The 17,642-nt window shown below is 71.5% G+C and carries 18 protein-coding genes; 8 read left to right on the top strand and 10 right to left on the bottom strand.

Features of this window, described 5'->3' with window-relative positions; all coding sequences use genetic code 11:
* Window positions 1–7: 7 nt before the first annotated feature.
* The gene (locus BFF78_RS29495; protein ID WP_069781181.1) at window positions 8–1,018 is read left to right on the top strand and encodes an LLM class F420-dependent oxidoreductase; all 1,011 of its coding nucleotides are present in this window, start codon (window positions 8–10) and stop codon (window positions 1,016–1,018) included.
* Here the strand turns inward: BFF78_RS29495 and BFF78_RS29490 are convergent.
* On the bottom strand, window positions 1,015–1,587 hold the full coding sequence (locus BFF78_RS29490) for a hypothetical protein (RefSeq protein ID WP_069781180.1): 573 nt from the start codon (window positions 1,585–1,587) through the stop codon (window positions 1,015–1,017). The genes BFF78_RS29495 and BFF78_RS29490 overlap by 4 nt on opposite strands.
* A 128-nt stretch (window positions 1,588–1,715) precedes the next feature.
* On the opposite strand from BFF78_RS29490, the gene BFF78_RS29485 reads away from it, so the two are divergent.
* Window positions 1,716–2,009: a hypothetical protein gene (locus BFF78_RS29485; protein ID WP_069781179.1), complete on the top strand. Its 294-nt coding sequence runs from the start codon at window positions 1,716–1,718 to the stop codon at window positions 2,007–2,009.
* Window positions 2,010–2,019: 10 nt separating this feature from the next.
* Here the strand turns inward: BFF78_RS29485 and BFF78_RS29480 are convergent, their stop codons facing one another.
* The 3 genes from BFF78_RS29480 to BFF78_RS29470 are packed head-to-tail and all read right to left on the bottom strand — an operon-like array spanning window position 2,020 to window position 5,320.
* Window positions 2,020–3,090, bottom strand: a complete 1,071-nt coding sequence (locus BFF78_RS29480) for a prenyltransferase/squalene oxidase repeat-containing protein (RefSeq protein ID WP_069781178.1) — start codon at window positions 3,088–3,090, stop codon at window positions 2,020–2,022.
* The gene (locus BFF78_RS29475; RefSeq protein ID WP_069781177.1) at window positions 3,087–3,845 is read right to left on the bottom strand and encodes a class I SAM-dependent methyltransferase; all 759 of its coding nucleotides are present in this window, start codon (window positions 3,843–3,845) and stop codon (window positions 3,087–3,089) included. The genes BFF78_RS29480 and BFF78_RS29475 overlap by 4 nt, the downstream gene beginning before the upstream one ends.
* A complete protein-coding gene (locus BFF78_RS29470; protein WP_069781176.1) occupies window positions 3,839–5,320 on the bottom strand; it encodes a glycosyltransferase family 4 protein in 1,482 nt (493 codons plus the stop codon). Before BFF78_RS29470 ends, BFF78_RS29475 begins: the two co-directional genes overlap by 7 nt.
* A gap of 220 nt (window positions 5,321–5,540) precedes the next feature.
* Here BFF78_RS29470 and BFF78_RS29465 point away from each other — a divergent pair, with 220 nt between their 5' ends.
* Window positions 5,541–6,197: a TetR family transcriptional regulator gene (locus BFF78_RS29465; protein ID WP_069781175.1), complete on the top strand. Its 657-nt coding sequence runs from the start codon at window positions 5,541–5,543 to the stop codon at window positions 6,195–6,197.
* On the opposite strand, the gene BFF78_RS47010 is transcribed toward BFF78_RS29465, so the two are convergent.
* Window positions 6,198–6,362, bottom strand: coding sequence for a hypothetical protein (locus BFF78_RS47010; RefSeq protein WP_165289382.1), 165 nt, complete (start codon window positions 6,360–6,362; stop codon window positions 6,198–6,200). It lies immediately after the preceding gene.
* A gap of 165 nt (window positions 6,363–6,527) precedes the next feature.
* On the opposite strand from BFF78_RS47010, the gene BFF78_RS29460 reads away from it, so the two are divergent.
* A complete protein-coding gene (locus BFF78_RS29460; protein WP_159033078.1) occupies window positions 6,528–10,133 on the top strand; it encodes an NACHT domain-containing protein in 3,606 nt (1,201 codons plus the stop codon).
* Window positions 10,134–10,152: 19 nt separating this feature from the next.
* On the opposite strand, the gene BFF78_RS29455 is transcribed toward BFF78_RS29460, so the two are convergent.
* The 4 genes from BFF78_RS29455 to BFF78_RS29440 form a co-directional block, all read right to left on the bottom strand.
* Window positions 10,153–10,386, bottom strand: a complete 234-nt coding sequence (locus tag BFF78_RS29455; RefSeq protein ID WP_069781173.1) for a ferredoxin — start codon at window positions 10,384–10,386, stop codon at window positions 10,153–10,155.
* A gap of 3 nt (window positions 10,387–10,389) precedes the next feature.
* The gene (locus BFF78_RS29450; protein ID WP_069781172.1) at window positions 10,390–11,841 is read right to left on the bottom strand and encodes an aldehyde dehydrogenase; all 1,452 of its coding nucleotides are present in this window, start codon (window positions 11,839–11,841) and stop codon (window positions 10,390–10,392) included.
* Between the two features lie 168 nt (window positions 11,842–12,009).
* The gene (locus BFF78_RS29445) at window positions 12,010–12,390 is read right to left on the bottom strand and encodes a hypothetical protein (protein ID WP_227025966.1); all 381 of its coding nucleotides are present in this window, start codon (window positions 12,388–12,390) and stop codon (window positions 12,010–12,012) included.
* A gap of 435 nt (window positions 12,391–12,825) precedes the next feature.
* Entirely contained in the window at window positions 12,826–13,062 is a 237-nt protein-coding gene (locus BFF78_RS29440) for a hypothetical protein (protein WP_069781170.1), read from the bottom strand.
* Window positions 13,063–13,218: 156 nt separating this feature from the next.
* Between BFF78_RS29440 and BFF78_RS29435 the strand changes: the two genes are divergently transcribed.
* The 3 genes from BFF78_RS29435 to BFF78_RS29425 all read left to right on the top strand — a co-directional run bounded on the left by BFF78_RS29435 (window position 13,219) and on the right by BFF78_RS29425 (window position 15,791).
* The gene (locus BFF78_RS29435; RefSeq protein WP_159033077.1) at window positions 13,219–14,103 is read left to right on the top strand and encodes a helix-turn-helix domain-containing protein; all 885 of its coding nucleotides are present in this window, start codon (window positions 13,219–13,221) and stop codon (window positions 14,101–14,103) included.
* A gap of 133 nt (window positions 14,104–14,236) precedes the next feature.
* Window positions 14,237–15,262, top strand: a complete 1,026-nt coding sequence (locus BFF78_RS29430) for an MBL fold metallo-hydrolase (protein WP_069781168.1) — start codon at window positions 14,237–14,239, stop codon at window positions 15,260–15,262.
* A 40-nt stretch (window positions 15,263–15,302) separates the two neighbouring features.
* Window positions 15,303–15,791 carry a nuclear transport factor 2 family protein gene (locus BFF78_RS29425; protein WP_069781167.1) on the top strand — a complete coding sequence of 163 codons (489 nt, stop codon included), beginning with the start codon at window positions 15,303–15,305 and terminating at the stop codon, window positions 15,789–15,791.
* Here the strand turns inward: BFF78_RS29425 and BFF78_RS29420 are convergent.
* Window positions 15,760–16,344: a transcriptional regulator gene (locus tag BFF78_RS29420; RefSeq protein ID WP_069781166.1), complete on the bottom strand. Its 585-nt coding sequence runs from the start codon at window positions 16,342–16,344 to the stop codon at window positions 15,760–15,762. The genes BFF78_RS29425 and BFF78_RS29420 overlap by 32 nt on opposite strands.
* Before the next feature lie 253 nt (window positions 16,345–16,597).
* Here BFF78_RS29420 and BFF78_RS29415 point away from each other — a divergent pair, with 253 nt between their 5' ends.
* On the top strand, window positions 16,598–17,449 hold the full coding sequence (locus BFF78_RS29415) for an ATP-grasp domain-containing protein (RefSeq protein ID WP_069781165.1): 852 nt from the start codon (window positions 16,598–16,600) through the stop codon (window positions 17,447–17,449).
* Window positions 17,450–17,642 lie beyond the last annotated feature (193 nt).

Below are 17,642 nucleotides of genomic sequence, written 5' to 3'. Positions count from 1 at the left end.
CAGGCGTATGCGGCTCGGTCTCGCACTCGGCTACTGGGGACGCGGCCCGGACGGCGGCCAGGTGCCGCTCGTCCAGGAGGCGGAGCGGCTCGGCTATCACTCGGTGTGGACGGCGGAGTCCTGGGGCTCGGACGCCTTCACCCCGCTGACCTGGATCGCCGCACAGACCTCAAGGATCATGCTGGGTACGGCCGTTGCCCAGATGGCGGCCCGCCCGCCGACCACCACCGCGATGCACGCGCTCACCCTGGATCACCTCTCCGGCGGGCGGATGATGCTCGGCCTCGGCCTGTCCGGGCCGCAGGTGGTGGAGGGCTGGTACGGCCGCCCGTTCCCGGGCTCGCCGCTGACCGCGACCCGGGAGTACGTGGACGTCGTACGGCAGGTGCTGCGGCGGGAGGCGCCGGTGACCTCCGGCGGGCGGTTCCATCCGCTGCCGTACCGGGGCGCGGACGGCACGGGGCTCGGCAAGCCGCTGAAGTCCATCACGCATCCGCTGCGGGCCGGCCTGCCCGTCCTGCTCGGTGCCGAGGGGCCGAAGAACGTGGCGCAGACGGCCCGGATCGCGGACGGCTGGCTGCCGCTGTACTGGGCGCCGAGCCGGCCCGAGGTCTACGGGGACGTGGTGCACAAGCTTCCCGAGGGGTTCCTGGTGGCTCCGATGGCCCGGGTGAAGGTGTGCGACGACGTGGCCGAGGGGCTGCTGCCCGTCAAGGCCATGCTCGGCTTCTACATCGGCGGGATGGGCCACGCGGCCCGCAACTTCCACGCCGACCTGATGGCCCGCATGGGCTACGAGGAGGCGGCGCGCAGGATCCAGCGGCTGTTCCTGGAGGGCCGCAGGCAGGAGGCCGTGCTGGCCGTGCCGGACGCCTTCGCCGACGAGATCTCCCTGGTCGGCCCGCGTGAACGCATCGCCGAGCGGCTGGAGTTGTGGCGTGCGGGTCCGGTGACCGACCTGCTGGCCCTGTCACCCGACCCGCACACCCTCAGGGTGCTGGCGGAGCTGAACGCCTAGCTGCCCTGCTTGAGTTGGGACGCGGACGGCACCTGCTCCTTCACCGGGGCGCCCGCGCTCGCGCCCGCACCCTTGACCTTGTCGATGGTGTCGCTGAAGGAGCCGGCCGCGCTGTCGTCGCCGCCTCGGAGCTTGGCCGGCAGGTTCTTCAGGCCGTCGATGGCCGAGTTGACCGGCGCGAGCGCCTTCGACAGCGTGGGATCGCCCTGGGCGTTGCGCACGGCCGCCTTCAGGCGGTTGTAGGTGAAGGCACCGGCCAGGCCCGCCTTGACCAAGGCGGCCTTGCGGCCCTGGGCGCCCTTCTTGAACTTGCCCGCCTTCCAGGGCTTCACGATCCACTGGTAGGTCGCGCCCGCCGCGAGTCCCGCGTTCGCCACGAACCGGGCCTTGGCGAACTTCTGCCGTTCGGCGGAGGTGGTCGGGCTGGGGGTGGCGGCAGCGTGGGCGGCCTGGACCGCCGCGGTGTCCTTCGTACTGGTCTGCTCGCCGCTGCCGCAGGCGGTGGAACCGGCCAGCAGGGCGCAGGACAGCGTGAGCGCCACGACGAGGCGCCGTATGGGTACGGGCACGGGGTCCTCCGGACGTGTCCTCCCCGAGCGGTCTGTTTCCTCCGGCATCCTCACCCGAGCGGGCCGGGTCCGCCACCCGGGCGCCGCCGTTCGGGTTTCACCGCTCGCCGCCGGGCAATCCGGAAGGTATGTCCCCTCGATATCGGAACGGTGCCAATCAGGCCGGAACGGTCATCGCGGTCGTCGCCGACGTCATGGCGCTGATCCTCGGCCTGTGGATCCTGATGTACCTGCTGGACGCCAACCGTGCCAACAGCCTGGTCCAAGTCGTCCACCACGCCGCCGCCTGGCTGGCGGGCTGGTCCCACGACCTGTTCACGTTCAACGAGGCCTGGGCGAGGGTGGTCGCGGGCTACGGCCTGGCCGCGGTGGTGTACCTGTTCGTGGGCCACGCCATCGCCAACCGGATACACCGGCACTGAGCTGTGCCGGCTAGGCGCAGCAGTCGGTGTCCAGCCCCGTCGGCAGGTGTTCCCCTCCGAAGACCGCGCACGTCGCCTCGTGGCCGCCCAGCGCCGCGACCGCGAGGAGCAGCGAGCCGGCCGTCCACGTGGTGAGTTCGCGGGGCCAGATCGCGTCGTCCTCGAAGACATAGCCCGTCCAGTACAGGCCGCTCTCCGGGTCACGCAGATGCTGGATGGACTGCAGGATCGTAAGGGCGCGGTCGGACTCCCCCACCGCCCACAGCGCCAGGGCGAGTTCGCTGGACTCGCCGCCGGTGACCCAGGGGTTGGGGACCACACAGCGCACACCGAAGCCGGGGACCACGAACCGGTCCCAGGACTCCGCGATACGGGCCCTGCCTTCCTCGCCGGTCAGCGCGCCGCCGAGGACCGGGTAGTACCAGTCCATCGAGTAGCGGTCCTTGTCCAGGAAGCGCTCCGGGTGCCGGCGGATCGCGTGCCGCAGCCCGCCGACCGCCAACTCCCAGTCCGGCTGCGGCTCTTCACGCTGGTCGGCGATCGCCAGTGCGCAGCGCAGCGCGTGGTGGATCGAGGAGCTGCCGGTGAGCAGGGCGTCCGCGGTGGGCGTGCCGTCGTCCTCGCGGCGCCAGCCGATCTGGCCGCCGGGCTGCTGGAGCCCGAGCACCCACTCCACGGCCGAGTAGACGCATGGCCACATGCGGTCCAGGAACGTGTCGTCACCGGTGGACAGGTAGTGGTGCCACACGCCCACGGCTATGTAGGCGACGAAGTTCGACTCGCGGGCGGGGTCGGTGACGTCGTCGTGGGTGCCGTCGGCGTAGGCCGCGTACCAGGAGCCGTCCTCGTTCTGGTGCCGGGCGAGCCAGAGGTAGGCCCGCTCGGCGGCCTCGTGTTCGCCGGCCGCGTCCAGGGCCATCGCGGCCTCGGTGTGGTCCCACGGGTCCAGGTGGTGCCCGCGGAACCACGGGATCGCGCCGTCCTCCCGCTGCACGGCGAGGATGCCGCGGACGGTCGCGGCGGCCTGCCCGGCGGTGAGGACCCCGGGCAGGACGAGGTGCTCTGTCCGGGGAGTGGTCACTTGGCGGCCGCCTCGAAGGTCTCGGTCCCGGCCAGACGCGGCAGGTGCGGCTTGGTCGCGTAGACCACGAAGCTCTTGCCGATCAGCGGGTTCAGCGCCTGCTCGGCGACCCGGGTGGCGAGCGGCTTCTTCATGATGTCCCAGACCAGCAGCTTGTGGTACGCCCGCACCGGCAGCGCCTTGTCGTTGTCGACGCCGAACGCGCACTTCAGCCACCAGTACGGCGAGTGCAGCGCGTGCGCATGATGACTGCCGTACGGCTTCAGGCCCGCCTCGCGGATCTTCGCCACCAGCTCGTCGGCCTTGTAGATGCGGATGTGGCCGCCCTCGACCTCGTGGTAGGCGTCGGACAGCGCCCAGCAGACCTTCTCCGGGCCGTAGCGCGGCACGGTGACGGCGATCCGCCCGCCCGGCTTGAGCACGCGCACCATCTCGGCGAGCACGCCCTTGTCGTCGGGGATGTGCTCCATCACCTCGGAGATGATGACGACGTCGAAGGACTCGTCCGGGAAGGGCAGGGCCAGCGCGTCGCCCTCCATGGCCGTGGCGGTGGCGCCCTCGGGGGCCTCCCCGGCCTCCTTCATCGCCGCGAACCACTTGGCGACCTCGCGGATCTCCTCGCCGTTCTGGTCCAGGGCCACGACCTGGGCACCGCGCCGGTAGCACTCGAAGGCGTGCCGGCCGGCCCCGCAGCCGAGGTCCAGGACTCGGTCGCCCGGGGCGAGCGGGAACCGGGAGAAGTCGACGGTCAGCACGTGGCCCTGCTTTCGGAGGAGACGCCTGCAACAGTTGCGGGGGCCGCGGGAGCAACCATGTGTGCGGCCGCGGAAGCACTTGGTGAGGCCGCGGAGCGGCCGGGAGTCTGGGCCGCGGAGCGGCCGGGTCCCGCGGCGGAGCGGCTGAGGCCCGCGGCGGAGCGGCTGAGGCCCGCGGCGCGGGCGATGGCCTCGCGGTAGTGCGCCACGGTCCCTTCCGCGGCCCGCGCCCATGTGAAGTGCCGCAGCACCCGCTCACGGCCCGCGCGGCCGAGCCGCACCCGCAGCTCACGGTCCCCCAGCAGCCGGCCGAGCCCGGCGGCCAGCGCCCCCGCATCGCCCGGCGGTACGGCCAGACAGGTCTCGCCGTCACGTCCGGCGACCTCGGGGATCGCGCCGCCGGTCGTGGCGACCAGCGGCGTGCCGGTGGCCATGGCCTCGGCGGCGGGCAGCGAGAAACCCTCGTACAGCGAGGGCACGCAGGCGACCTCGGCCGAGCGGATCAGGTCGACCAGTTCGCCGTCGGAGATGCCCTTGACGAAGTCGACGGCGCCTTCGAGGCCGTACCGCTCGATCGCCGCCGCGACCGGCCCCTCCTCGGGCCGCTTGCCGACGACGACGAGATGGGCGGCCGGATGCTCGGTGCGCACCTTGGCCAGCGCCTCCACCAGGAACACCAACCCCTTCAGCGGCACATCGGCGCTGGAGGTGGTGACGATCCGGCCCGGCACCTGAGCCACGGCCGAATTCGGCGAGAAGAGGTCGGTGTCGGCGCCGATGTGGACGACGTGCATACGGTCGTCACGCACGCCGAGATGGTCGACGATCTCCTGACGGGAGGTACCCGAGACGGTGAGCACGGAGGGCAGCCGGCGGGCGACCCGCTTCTGCATCCGGGTGAAGGCGTACCAGCGGCGCACCGAGTAGCGGCGCTGCCAGCCCTCGGCCGCGTCCAGCTCCAGCTGCCGGTCGACGGTGATGGGATGGTGGATGGTGGTGACCAGGGGCGCGCCGATGTCGCCCAACAGCCCGTATCCAAGGGTCTGGTTGTCGTGCACGACGTCGAACTCGCCACGCCGGGCGCGCAGATGGCGGCGGGCACGCAGGGAGAAGGTCAGCGGCTCGGGGAAGCCGCCGGTCCACATCGTCGCGACTTCCAGGGCGTCGATCCAGTCCCGGTACTCGCCCCGCCCGGGGGTGCGGAAGGGGTCGGGCTGGCGGTAGAGGTCGAGGCTGGGCAGCTCGGTGAGGCGCAGCGTGCCGTAGCCCTCGTCGAGGATCGGGTACGGCTGCGAGCCGATGACCTCGACCCGGTGCCCGAGCCGGGCCAGCTCACGCGAGAGATGCCGTACGTAGACACCCTGGCCGCCGCAGAACGGGTTCCCTTTATAGGTGAGGAGCGCGATGTCGAGCGGTCGCTCGCCGTCGGATGCGGGGTCCTCCTGGGCACCCGCTTCCCGGGCCTCAGCGGTCACTCCGTGCCCCCTTCTGCCTGCACTGTCCCGCGAGACTACGTCGGGACGCTAATCTAGAACAAGTTTCAGACTTGATCGTTCAAGAGGCTCTGAATCTACCGGCAGGTAAGGGTGCTGTGAGCGGTGGATCAGGTGATTCGCGCCACGGCGTGCCGCCCTGCCATGCTGGATGATCACGTGCCCCACAGACGCCTTCACCGACTGTCACGGAACGGGACCCATGCCTGCGGAAGCCAGTGTTTCGAGGCCTTCCCCCACGCTCGAACGAGCTCGCGCGGGGGGACCCCCATCGCCGCCTCTGACCGAGCGCCAGGAGGCCCGCCGCCGCCGGATCCTGCACGCGAGCGCCCAGCTGGCCAGCCGCGGCGGTTTCGACGCCGTACAGATGCGCGAGGTGGCGGAATCCTCACAGGTCGCCCTCGGCACCCTGTACCGCTACTTCCCCTCCAAGATCCACCTGCTGGTGGCGACGATGCAGGACCAGCTGGAGCACATGCACGGCACCCTGCGGAAGAAGCCCCCGGCCGGTGACACGGCCGCCGAGCGGGTCGCGGAGACCCTGATGCGGGCCTTCCGCGCCCTCCAGCGCGAGCCGCACCTGGCCGACGCGATGGTCCGCGCGCTGACCTTCGCCGACCGCAGTGTCTCGCCGGAGGTGGACCAGGTCTCCCGCCAGACGACCCTGATCATCCTGGACGCGATGGGCCTGGAGAACCCCACCCCCGAACAGCTCTCCGCGGTCCGGGTCATCGAGCACACCTGGCACTCCGCCCTGATCACCTGGCTCTCCGGCCGGGCCTCCATCGCCCAGGTGAAGATCGACATCGAGACGGTGTGCCGCCTGATCGACCTGACGGAGCCGGGCGCACGCGGCTGATCACCCCCGCTTCCAGCGCCGCAGGGCGCCGAGCAGCTGACCGAGCACCTTCAGCGCCGCGGTACGGCGGGCCGGCCGACGGGACCACACGGCGGGCAGGACGACACCGGCGTAGACGGCGAGGAAGACGAGGGTGGCGAGGAGGAGCGGAAGCTGGGCGTTCATGGCGTTCCTTCCGGGACGGACGGCCGACGGCTTGCGCCACGACGATCGCGCCCGGGAACACCGCCCCGGCCGAACCCCGAATCCCGCCGAATTCCCTCCGAAAGGCGCAGGTCAGGTCGTAGGCTTCGGAGACGTTCACCGAACGACGCCGAAGGGATGGGGGAGTTGGCCGCACCTCGTCCGGCGGGTCCCGTCGCGGACTTCTGGAGCGAACTGCACCGGCTCGTGGACAAGTGCGGTGTGTCGCAACGGGAGATCTCCGAGGCGCTCGGCTGGAGCAGCACCAGTTCGGTCTCGGAGCTGCTGCGTGGGCAGCGGCGGAAGGTGCCGGACTGGGACGTCGTACGGAAGATCGTGGGCCTGTGCGCGGAGAAGGGCCTCGAGGTACGGCCTGCGGGCATGAGCCTGGACCTCCGCTTCTGGAAGAGCAGGCACGCGGAGCTGGAGCGGACGGTGGAGGCGACGCGCAGGCGCGTCGGGCGCCACCCCGGACCGGTGGGCCCGCCCGCCCCGCCACTCGACGCGGCGGCCTGCGCCGATATGCGCGTCTTGGGGGCCGTGCGCCTGCTGATCGCAGGACACATGGGGCCGACGACCGAGGCGGACGCGGTGGAAGCGCTGATGACGGCACCGCGTGGCGAGCCGGATCCGCCTGCCGTCCTGGGCGATCTGCTGAAGGACTTCCCGGACCGGGTACGAGCGGCCTGTGGCGCCGAACGCGCTGCCCTGATCCAGGCCGCTCGCGTGGTGCTGACGGCGGTGGCGGTGATGAGGACCGCCCACGAGTCGACGGCCGACGTCCTGATCGGTCACCTGACGGAGGGCGGACACCTGCCGCACACGCCCCCGCTCGCGGCCCTCGGTGACAGAAACCAGGACGCCGCTCTGCAGGTCGTCGGCGACTACGCGTGGCTGGCCATCCCGTTGGCCACCTCCTGCCCCGAGTTCGCGCTGGGCGCGGGATTGCCGGGCGTCGAACCGGGCGACCGTTCCACCGGCCTGGCCGAACTCGGGAACCTGCTGTCGGACTTCGCGGGCGGGCACGGGCCCTCCCCGTCCCAGGAAGCGCTGCTGCGCGTCCCGATCGCCGCCCTCGACGCCCCGGGCCCTCGATTACCCGGCCTCGAGGAGGGCTACATCACGCCGCGCTTCCGGCTGGCGGGCGGTCCGCCCCACCGGCGTTCCGGGATCGCCTCCGACAAGTGGTGGGCCGGTCAGCCACTCCACGACGACATCGAGCGGTTCCTCGCCGCCCATGTTCTCGGCCTTCCCGCCCTGCTGGCACCACTCGTCGTGCTCGGACACCCCGGTGCCGGCAAGTCACTGCTCACCAAGCTGCTGACGGCCCGGCTACCGGTCGGTGAGTTCCGTCCCCTTCGCGTGGAGTTGCGGCACACGCCGGCCGAGCTGGACATCCAGGCGCAGCTCGAGCACGCCCTGAAACGGACCACCGGACGGGAGGTGGGCTGGCCGAACTGGTCCGAGGCGGAGAAGGGACCCGTCCCCGTGGTCCTGCTGGACGGTTTCGACGAACTGCTCCAGGCCGGTGCGCAGAAGCTCGGTACCGCGCGGCCCTGGGGCTACCTGCGGGAGGTCGAGGACTTCCAGCGGCGTGAGGCACGGCAAGGCCGCCCGCTCATCGTGATCGTCACCAGCCGGACGGTGGTCGCCGACCGCGCGGAGATCCCGTCCGCCAGCCAGGTGCTCCGCCTCGAACCGTTCGGCGAACCGGAGATCGAACGCTGGCTCACCGTCTGGAACACGACGAACGCCGACTACTTCGAGCGGCACCGTCTGCTGCCACTCACGCCGGAGGTCCTCCTCCCGCACCGGGACCTCGCGGCGCAGCCCCTGCTGCTGCTCATGCTGGCGCTGTACGACGCGGCCGGCAACGCCCTGCGTCTGCTGGAGAACGAGGGCATCAGCAGCACCGAGCTGTACGACCGGCTGCTCGGGGAGTTCGTCGGCCGTCAGGTCGCCAAGGAGGGGCCGCTGCCCCCGGCCGAGACGGCCGCCGCCGTGGACCGCGAGCTGCACCGGCTCTCCGTCATCGCCCTGTCCATGTTCCACCGCGGCGCCCAGGCGATCAGCGGCGAGCAGGCCGACCGGGACCTGCGGGCGCTCGTCGCGCCGGACGACAGCTCGGGGTTGCTGTTCGGGCGGTTCTTCTTCGTGCACGAGGCACTGGCCGTGGTCACGGAGGAGAGGCTGCGCTCCTACGAGTTCATGCACGCGACGTTCGGCGAGCATCTGGCGGCCCGCCTGATCGACCGGGCGCTGCGCCGGCTGGTCGAGGGACTCATGCCCTTGGACGACGGCGAGTTGTACGCCCTGCTGTCCTTCGCCCCGCTCACCGACCGGTCCCAACTCGTGCAGAACCTGCGGGGCATGCTCGCGGCGTGGCCGGCGCACCACACGCGCACCTCCCTTGCACCGGCGCTCATCGACCTGTTCCGCGCCGCGCAGTGGGACCCCGAGCACCGCACCCTGGTGAGATACGCCCCGGTCCGGCGGCGCCGGGCTTATCGGGACGCCGTGTACGAGGTGAACCTGGTGCTGATCGCGGTGCTGGCGGCGGACGAGGTGTACGCCTCGGAGCTCGTCGGCGCCGACGCCGACGTGCGGGACACCTGGCGACAGCACGCCCTGGAGTGGAAGGGACAGCTGTCCGAGGAGTCCTGGGCCGCTCTGACCATGGCACTCCACCCGGAAAGATGCCGACGCCCCGACGAGGACCACAGGGACCTGCGCCTCACCACACGTCCGGCTCCGTTCGCCGGCCATGATTTCAACTGGCTCCGGGCCCTGCCCCCACCGACGGCCGTCAGATCCCTGTCGGACGTCGTGGAGCACCGGCTCTCCGCCTCCGGGACGGGCGACCTGATCAGGCGGCTTTCGTTCGCCGCGGACCTCGACGTCGAGTCGCTGCTGCACATCGCCTACCCGGTGCTGCTCCAGCTGCCGGAAGCCTGTCTCCCCCAGGTGAGTGTGATGACCGACGGGCGAGCCCAGTCGCCGGTGCAGCCGTTCCTCGCTCTTGTGACGCGCGATGTGTACGCGCCCGAGGACCTGCCCCAGCTCTACCTCGATTGCCTGACGGGGATCACCCGCCTCCCGCGAGCGGAACTCGGCCCCTACCTGGAAGCCGTGCTGCGCCACCTCGTCGACGACGCCCCGGCACTGCCCGACGAAGAACTCTCGTCGGTCCTGCACTCGCTCGCGAAGACGATCGTCGATCTGGAGGTGGAGCGCACCGACGCCATGAGCCGCGCGCTCCTGGCCTGTACCCGCGAGGCGCTCCACCGCAGAAGTCCCCGTCTGCAACCGGCTCTGGATGTCATACGCACTCTGCTACGCAGAGCGGCGGCAGATCCCCTGCAGAGCCTTCTGGCGATGACCTCCCTGAGCGACTCCACCCACAGCTGGCGCTGGTCGGGCTTCCTGCTCGGCGAGATCTCCGCCCGTCACTTCGACGAACTACTCGAAGTACTGGAACTTCCCGTGGTCGCCACCACCCGCCCCGCGGCCCTCGTCGGTCTCCTCCGCCTCGCCGTGGAGCTGGGTCTGACGGACTGGCTGAGCGCCCACGTGCCGGAGGTCCTCGGTGCGCTCCCCGGCACGGCGTTCGGCCTGCTGCGCCCCTCGGACCTCCCCCACCTGCGCGCGGCCCTGCCGCCGGGCGCCTACGCCGACGAGTTCAAGAGGGTGGAAGGGGCGTGGCGCAACCCGCGCCCGCAGTCATACCGACGCCCTGACCGGCCATCATGGTGAGCCCTCCGCGGACGGTGCGCTACTCCTCCGGCGGAAACACCGCCTCCCCGCTCCCCAGCAGCGTGATCACGATCGCCTCCACCGGGCAGCTCTCGGCCGCTTCCAGGACGGGCTCGGCGGCGTCGGTGTCCGGGTCCAGCGGGTGGGACTGGCGGGCGGAGTCCAGGCGGAAGGCATGCGGGGCGTGGTGGAGGCACTGGGCCGAGCCGATGCACACCGACCGGTCGACCTCGACGTGCCAGCGGTCGCCCATGGCCTACGCCCCCGCCGGCAGGTGGATCATCTTGTGTTCGAGGTACGCGCCGTAGCCTTCCGGACCGAACTCCCTGCCCAGGCCGGAGTTCTTGTAGCCGCCGAACGGGCCGAGCATGTCCAGGCTGAAGGTGTTGACCGAGTAGGTGCCGGTGCGCACCTGCCTCGCCACCTCGATGCCGTGCTCGACGTCGGCCGTCCAGACGCTGCCGGACAGGCCGTAGTCCGAGTCGTTGGCGATCTTCACGGCCTCGGCCTCGTCACCGTACGGCAGCAGGCAGATGACCGGGCCGAAGATCTCCTCGCGGGCGATCCGCATGGAGTTGTCGACGTCGCCGAAGAGGGTCGGGTCGACGTACCAGCCCCTCTCCAGGCCCGCCGGCCGGCCGCCGCCGGTGAGGATCTTGGCGCCCTCCTCCTGGCCGATGCGGATGTAGTCGAGGTTGCGCTGCTGCTGGCGGCGGGCGACCAGGGGGCCGACCTGGGTCGCCGGGTCCAGCGGGTCGCCGACCTTCAGCGCGCTCGCGGCCTGGGCGAAGGCGTCGGCGAACTCGTCGTAGCGGGCGCGCGGGACGAGGATGCGGGTCTGGGCCACACACGCCTGCCCGTTGTTCATCCAGGCCGCCGGGACGATGCCCGACACGGCCGCCTGGAGGTCCGCGTCCGGCAGCACCAGCGCCGCCGACTTGCCGCCCAGCTCCAGGGTCACCCGGGTGAGATTGCGGGCGGCGACCTCCATCACACGCTTGCCGGCCGGGACCGAGCCGGTGAAGGAGACCTTGTCGACGCCGGGGTGGCCGACCAGGTACTCGCTGACCTCGCGGTCGGCCGGGAGGATGGACAGGACGCCGTCCGGGAGGCCGGCCTCCCTCGCGATCTCACCGAGCAGGTACGCGTCCAGCGGGGACTCCGGGGACGGCTTCAGTACGACCGTGCAGCCGGCCAGCAGCGCGGGCGCGAGCTTGGCGGCGGCGACGAACTGCGGGACGTTCCAGGGGACCACGGCGGCGACCACGCCGACCGGCTCACGGCGGACGAGGATCGGGCCGAGCACGCCGTCCCTGCGCTCCTCGTACGGGTAGTCCCGGGCGACCCTGATCGCCGCGTCCCACACCATCATCGCGCCGAGCGCCTGGGCGAGGACGCTCCAGGAGTACGGGGAGCCGTTCTGGGCGGAGATCACCCGGGCGATCTCCTCGTGCCGGGCGGCGATGCCGTCCTTGATGCGGGTGACGACCTCGATCCGCTCCTTTGGCGTGGCGCGCGGCCACGGCCCTTCGTCGAAGGCGCGGCGCGCGAGGGCCACCGCCCGGTCGACGTCCCCGCGCGAGGCGTGCGGCACCCGTCCGATGACCTCCTCGGTGTGCGGGGAGATCACCTCGATGACGTCCTTGCCCAGGGGATCGGTCAACTCCCCGCCGATGAACAGCTGTCCGTGTTCCACGAGCTCGGTCATGGCCGACTGCCTCCCGCCGCACCGCATGTTTCTGACGCTGTTTCAGAACTGATATCAGTTCTGGTCACAGGAGTCCACGGACGAGACGTGAATGCCCCTGACCAGCGATTTCCCGGTGATCAGGCACCAGATCGAGCGGGGAACACCGGGCGCCGAGACCCGTGTGAGCTACCTGCCGAAAATGATGGTGTTGTTGCACCCCAGGCTTGAGCCGACGTTGGTGTTCTGCGTGCCAGGTGAGCCCTTGCCGTTGAGGTTGCCCTTCCGGCCGTTCTCGAACCCGGACTCGCCCTGTACGTCGACGTTCTCTTCGGTCGTCGTGCATGAGGTGCTCTGGCTGATGCGGACCGTCTGGTTCTCTTGACCGCGATGCTCGCGCCCGTGGCCCTGTCCGTGTTTGTGCCCGTCCGCGTGCCCGTGGGCGTAAGCGGTGCCGGCGCCGAGGAAGCCGACGGTGCCGAGGAGGACGGCCACGACAACGGTTTTGCGAGGCTTGCGCATGTCTTCTCCGGGTGTTGAAACGGACGCGAACGCGATCCGCCACGTCATGAGGTGACGAGAGGTTAATGCGCAAATTTCCTATATCTGCTCGTCGGCACGCCGGATCGTCTGATCAACGAGCACGGGCATCAGCCCGGCGGCAGGCCCAAGTTCCCTGTGTGGTCGAGGAATCGCGAGGCCGAACGCGGGCGTGGGCGCTCCGCGCAGAACCACCCGGGTGGCCGCGCCGCGAGCGCAGGGCGCGTTCGATGGCCTGGGTGCCCCGGCCGGTGTCTGCGTGTGCTGGACGGACGTTGCCGAGGCTCGACCGACCAGACCGCGACTCTCGACCGCATGTCCGGCGGCCGGTTCACGCTCGGCACAGGCGCCGGCGGTCGCGAAGACGACTTCCTGGCCGCGCCTTTCACGACGTTGTCGGTCGGCCCGCTGGTCCCGACCGAAACGACACCGCACGGCCCCGTCACGCGATCCGCCGGACACGCCTCAGGCCTCGCTCTCCGTCACGCCGGGCCGCTGATCCGGATCGCCCGGGCGGGAGGGCTCGGGCGGTGCGAGCGCGTAGCCGGCAATCAGGCCTCCCACGCCCAGAAAGCAGTGCAGGTAAAGCTCCGTGGACTGCGCGGTGCCGTTGACCGCCATGATCAGAACGATCCCGGTCACGAGCACGGCAAGAAATGTCATGTAGTGGCGGCGGAGCGACAACCTGAGGTCGATCGGCATGCTTGCTCACCTTCCTCGTCCTGTCCTCGGCTTGCGATATCGGCCATTCGACCAGGCACCACTTCACGCGGTCCAGGGATTCCGGCCGAGTCCGGTGTTCTCCCAAGCATCGGCGGATTTCGGGCTGCTTCGACGGGATTCGGTGAAGTTCGGCGGGTGCCCGGAGAGAGTGGGACGATCGCGGTCGTCGGACCCGGCGAGGCTCTTGGGGGAACCATGGACACCCATCCGCGCGGCGCGCCGCCGCCCGTGCGGCGATTCGCGTCGGAGCTGCGTCGGCTGCGCATCAGTGCGGGCAACCTTCAGATGAAGACGATCGCCACGCGGGCCCAGTGCAGTCCGGCGACGGTCTCCGAGGCCCTCAACGGGCGTCGTCTGCCCGGCGAGATGGTCACCCGCCGCCTGGTCGCCGTGCTGGGCGGGGACTGGAGCCATTGGCAAGCTCTGTGGCGTGAGGCCAGGACGGAACTGGACACGCTGAAGCGGGAGGGGCCCGAGGCGCCGGTGGAAGCCCTGCGGGCCGAGATGGTGCGCTACCCGGACCCGAGTTCCTTCTACCGCGCCGTGGCCGACCGGATCCGGACGGCCCGCCGCGAGATCCGGCTCACCCACGTCCGGCTCCACCCGCCTGGCCACTGGGGAGCGGCGGAAGTGGCCGAGTACTTCAGCACGGTGCTGCAGTGGGCCAGGGACCACTCCGGCGAGGGCGCCAGCGTCCGGCGCATCATCGGTGTTCCTGAGCGCGACGGCGCGCCTCGGACGGCCTACTTGACGTGGCTGCGCGAACATCAGCAGGAGACCACGGACATATACGCCTACGAGGCGCGCGTCATGCCCTGGACCGCCTCCTGTCCCTGGCACAACACCGGCCTCGTGGACGACTCCGTCACTTTTCTGTCCTTCTCCGGTGCCGGCCGTCAGCAACTGACGGGGTTCAGCGTAGAGGGGCCGGCCTTCCTGACGTACTTCGCGGACAGCTTCGACCAGGCGTGGGGCGCGCTGGAGCCGCTGGACGCGTATGTGGCGCGCCACTGCCGTTAGCGGGCCTGTTCCTGGCCGTCACCGAGACTACGGCCACCAGCCCACAGCATCAGTCGACTTGGGCGACTTTTGAAACCAGTTCTAGTTATAGTGGGCAATGGTCCCGGGGTGCCGGCGATCGGACGGAGGGCAGATGGTGAAGACGTTCGATCACGGCGGGGGCGTACGGTCCGTGGCGGTCCCCATCCCCGACAACCCCCTCGGCCACACGCTGGTGTACGTCGTGGACACCGACCGGGGGCCGGTGCTCGTCGACACCGGCTGGGACGACCCGGACTCCTGGGGCACGCTCGTGGCGGGGCTCGCCGCCTGCGGTACGGCGGTGCCGGAGGTGTACGGCGTCGTCATCACGCACCACCACCCCGACCACCACGGTCTGTCGGGCCGGGTGCGCGAGGCCTCCGGTGCCTGGGTGGCGCTGCACGCGGCCGACGCGGCGATCGTGCGCCGGACGCGGCAGACGCGGCCCGAGCGGTGGTTCACGTACATGGCCGCCAAGTTGTCGGCGGCCGGGGCGCCCGAGGAGCACGTGGCACCGCTGCGCACCGCGCGCGGCCGGAGGCCGCCCGGCTTGTCCCCCGCCCTGCCGGACCGGGAGATCGTCCCCGGCGAACTCCTCGACCTGCCCGGCCGCCGGCTGCGCGCGATCTGGACCCCCGGGCACACCCCCGGCCACGTCTGCCTGCACCTGGAGGAGGAGCACCCGGCCCGGCTCCCGGGCCACGGGCGCCTGTTCAGCGGCGACCACCTGCTGCCCCGGATCACCCCGCACATCGGCCTGTACGAGGACCCCGACGACGCGACCGTGACCGACCCCCTCGGCGACTACCTCGACTCCCTGGAGCGGATCGGCCGGCTCGGCCCCGCCGAGGTCCTCCCCGCCCACCAGCACGCCTTCACCGACGCGCCCGGCCGGGTGCGGGAGCTGCTCGACCACCACGAGCAGCGCCTGGCCGGTCTGCTCGCCCTGCTCGCCGAGCCGCTCACCCCCTGGCAGCTCGCCCGGCGCATGGAGTGGAACCGCCCCTGGGCCGAGATCCCCTACGGCTCCCGCAACATCGCGGTCTCGGAGGCCGAGTCCCATGTGCGCCGGCTGGTGAAGCAGGGGCGGGCGGAGGCGGTGCCGGGGAGCGAGCCGGTGGCGTACCTAGCGGTGTAATCGGTTCGCCTCGCGCGGTGCGCGCCTGCTACACAGCCTCATGGACCTCGTCGACGCACTCCTCGCCCAGCACGCCTGCGAGCACGTCATCCTGCACTTCGTCCGCCGCCTCGACCTCGGTGAACCAGCCGACGTGGCCGACCTGTTCACCGAGGACGGCATCTGGGAGTGGCCCCCGCCGGGGGACGGGCGCCGGATCGAGGGCCGGGAGGCGCTGCGCGCGTACTTCGGCTCCCGCCCCGACGACGGGCTGTCCTGCCACCTGATGTCCGATGTGCTGGTCACGATCACCGGCCCGGACACGGCGAGCGCCACCTCGTCCTTCGCGACGTACCGCGTCGACGGATACGAGGGAGGCGCCCCCGTCCCTGCCGGGCCGCCCCTCCAGGTGGGTCGCTACGAGGACACCTTCCGCCGGTTCGACGGCAAGTGGTGGATCGCCTCCCGCACGCTGCACCCGCCCGTCGGCGGCGACAGCGGCGGCGACACCCCGAACGTCAGCCGATCTCGCTCCGCTCCGCCGCGATGATCATCTCGGCGAGGTCGGCGAGGGTGGCCAGCTGGCGGGCGTTCATCTGCGGGGCGCGGGCGGCGAGCCGGACGAGGCCGCTCTCGCGCAGCCGCAGCAGCGGGTCCGCCTCGGCCTCCAGCCCCTGGAGCACCGGCCGCAACGCCTCGTGCAGCGCCTCCGGTTCGTCGGCGGTGAAGAACCCGGCGGGCAGGCAGAAGTGCCGGCGCAGCCGGTCGGTGTGCTCCAGGCCCGGCATCCCGCTCTTGCGCCACTCGCTCAGCCACTGCCTGCTGGTGCCGGCGATCCGGGCCAGCTCGTCCAGCGAGTACCGCTTGCCGTCGGGGCGGCGCCGGGTCTCGCGGATGAAGTCCAGCCGCTGGCGCACCCGCCCGGCCAGACAGGTCTCGGGTGCCCGCCCACCGGTGAGCAGTTCGACGACGACGCCGACGGGGATGCCGGTGCGATGGGACAGGTCGGCCACGTCGAGGGCTTCCGGCAGCCGGCCTGGTCTGCCGGTCAACTCGCCGAGCCGGTCCACGACTTCGGCCAGCGAGGCGTAGGCATCACTCACCGAGGTCCCCCCTGGGTGTGTCGTCCGTTCGGTGGCTGGGCTGACGGCGAGGCTACCCGGTCGCCTCCGTCACCGACCAGATGTGACAAGGCTCCCTGCCCAAGAGGGCAGCAATCGTTGACAGTTGACGGTGCGGCGGGTGAGGATCACGACACAGAGAGCAAGCTTTCGACCCACCCCGGGTGCCGTCTATGGGGGAGCGGCATCCGGGGCGATTCTCTGCCCCGCCTCTCCCAGGAAGGGTGATGCGCCGATGCCGCAGCCCGTCCTTCTGTTCGGGACCGGCCGGGCCGCGCACGGCGGGTTCCCGCTGGCGCGGATCGCCGCCGTACGCCCGGTGGTGCTGGTGGACGCCTCGGCGCCCGCCTGGGCGCGGCCGCACCTGTCCGGTCACCTCACGGCCGACCCGGCGCGGGAGGCGGAGACGGCCGAGACGGCGGCACGGTTCGCGGCCCGGCACCCGGTCGCCGGCGTGCTGACCTGGAGCCGCGAGCACCTGGCCGTGGCCGCGCGGGCCGCCGCCCGGCTGGGCCTGCCGGGTCTGCCGTACGAGTCGGCCGCGGCCTGCGCCGACCCGGCGGCGCTACGGACCCTGCTGGTTCGGCACCGGGTGGCGCCGGCGGGGCCGCAGGACACCGAGGGGCCGCTGGTGTCCGCCGAGACCGTCGTCCTGGACGACGAGGTCCGCATCACCGCGCTCACCCGTACGAGCCCGCTGCGGCACTCCGTCCACGCGCATGACGCGCTGCTGCACAACCGGTTCCTGCGGCAGACCGTGGAACGGGCGGTACGGGCGCTGGGTCTCACCCACACCGTCGCGCACGTGGGCCTTCGGCTGACCGAGCGGGGGCCGCGGGTGACCGGTGTCGCGCCGTATCTGCCGGGGGACCTGATTCCGTGGCTGGTGGAACGGGCCACGGGGGTGGACCTGGTGGCGGTCGCCCTGGCGCTGGCGTGCGGGGCGGTGGTCGATGTGACGCCCACGCGGCAGCGGGCGGCGGCGATCCGCTTCGCGGACATGGCCGGCCGGCGGGCTTCGCGGGAGTACTGGGTTGTCGAGGGCGAGGACGTGCTGGAGTGTGAGCGGGCCTTGGGTGCGGCCTAGCGGTCGCGCCGTGGGTGCGTTCGCCTTCGGGCTGCGGGTGCGTTGCGGTTGCTCGCGCCCACGCGCCGGAGCCGCATGTCGGCACAGCCCCGTGCCCCTTCCGGGCTCTCACCACGCTGCCGGTAAAGTGGCGAGGTCGTCGCACCCGTACAGGGAAAAGCCGGTGCAATTCCGGCGCTGGCGGCACCGTCGA

It is taken from the genome of Streptomyces fodineus (assembly GCF_001735805.1).
Lineage (GTDB): Bacteria > Actinomycetota > Actinomycetes > Streptomycetales > Streptomycetaceae > Streptomyces > Streptomyces fodineus.
Note: the sequence above shows the minus strand (reverse complement) of the source record. Positions and strands in the feature narration are given on the sequence as shown.

Excerpts from the sequence above, each read along its gene's own strand:
- BFF78_RS29495 (WP_069781181.1), top strand. The coding sequence starts at position 8 with ATGCGGCTCGGTCTCGCACTCGGCTACTGGGGACGCGGCCCGGACGGC.
- BFF78_RS29485 (WP_069781179.1), top strand. The coding sequence starts at position 1,716 with ATGTCCCCTCGATATCGGAACGGTGCCAATCAGGCCGGAACGGTCATC.
- BFF78_RS29465 (WP_069781175.1), top strand. The coding sequence starts at position 5,541 with ATGCCTGCGGAAGCCAGTGTTTCGAGGCCTTCCCCCACGCTCGAACGA.
- BFF78_RS47010 (WP_165289382.1), bottom strand. The coding sequence starts at position 6,362 with ATGAACGCCCAGCTTCCGCTCCTCCTCGCCACCCTCGTCTTCCTCGCC.
- BFF78_RS29455 (WP_069781173.1), bottom strand. The coding sequence starts at position 10,386 with ATGGGCGACCGCTGGCACGTCGAGGTCGACCGGTCGGTGTGCATCGGC.
- BFF78_RS29450 (WP_069781172.1), bottom strand. The coding sequence starts at position 11,841 with ATGACCGAGCTCGTGGAACACGGACAGCTGTTCATCGGCGGGGAGTTG.
- BFF78_RS29445 (WP_227025966.1), bottom strand. The coding sequence starts at position 12,390 with ATGACGTGGCGGATCGCGTTCGCGTCCGTTTCAACACCCGGAGAAGAC.
- BFF78_RS29440 (WP_069781170.1), bottom strand. The coding sequence starts at position 13,062 with ATGCCGATCGACCTCAGGTTGTCGCTCCGCCGCCACTACATGACATTT.
- BFF78_RS29430 (WP_069781168.1), top strand. The coding sequence starts at position 14,237 with ATGGTGAAGACGTTCGATCACGGCGGGGGCGTACGGTCCGTGGCGGTC.
- BFF78_RS29425 (WP_069781167.1), top strand. The coding sequence starts at position 15,303 with ATGGACCTCGTCGACGCACTCCTCGCCCAGCACGCCTGCGAGCACGTC.
- BFF78_RS29415 (WP_069781165.1), top strand. The coding sequence starts at position 16,598 with ATGCCGCAGCCCGTCCTTCTGTTCGGGACCGGCCGGGCCGCGCACGGC.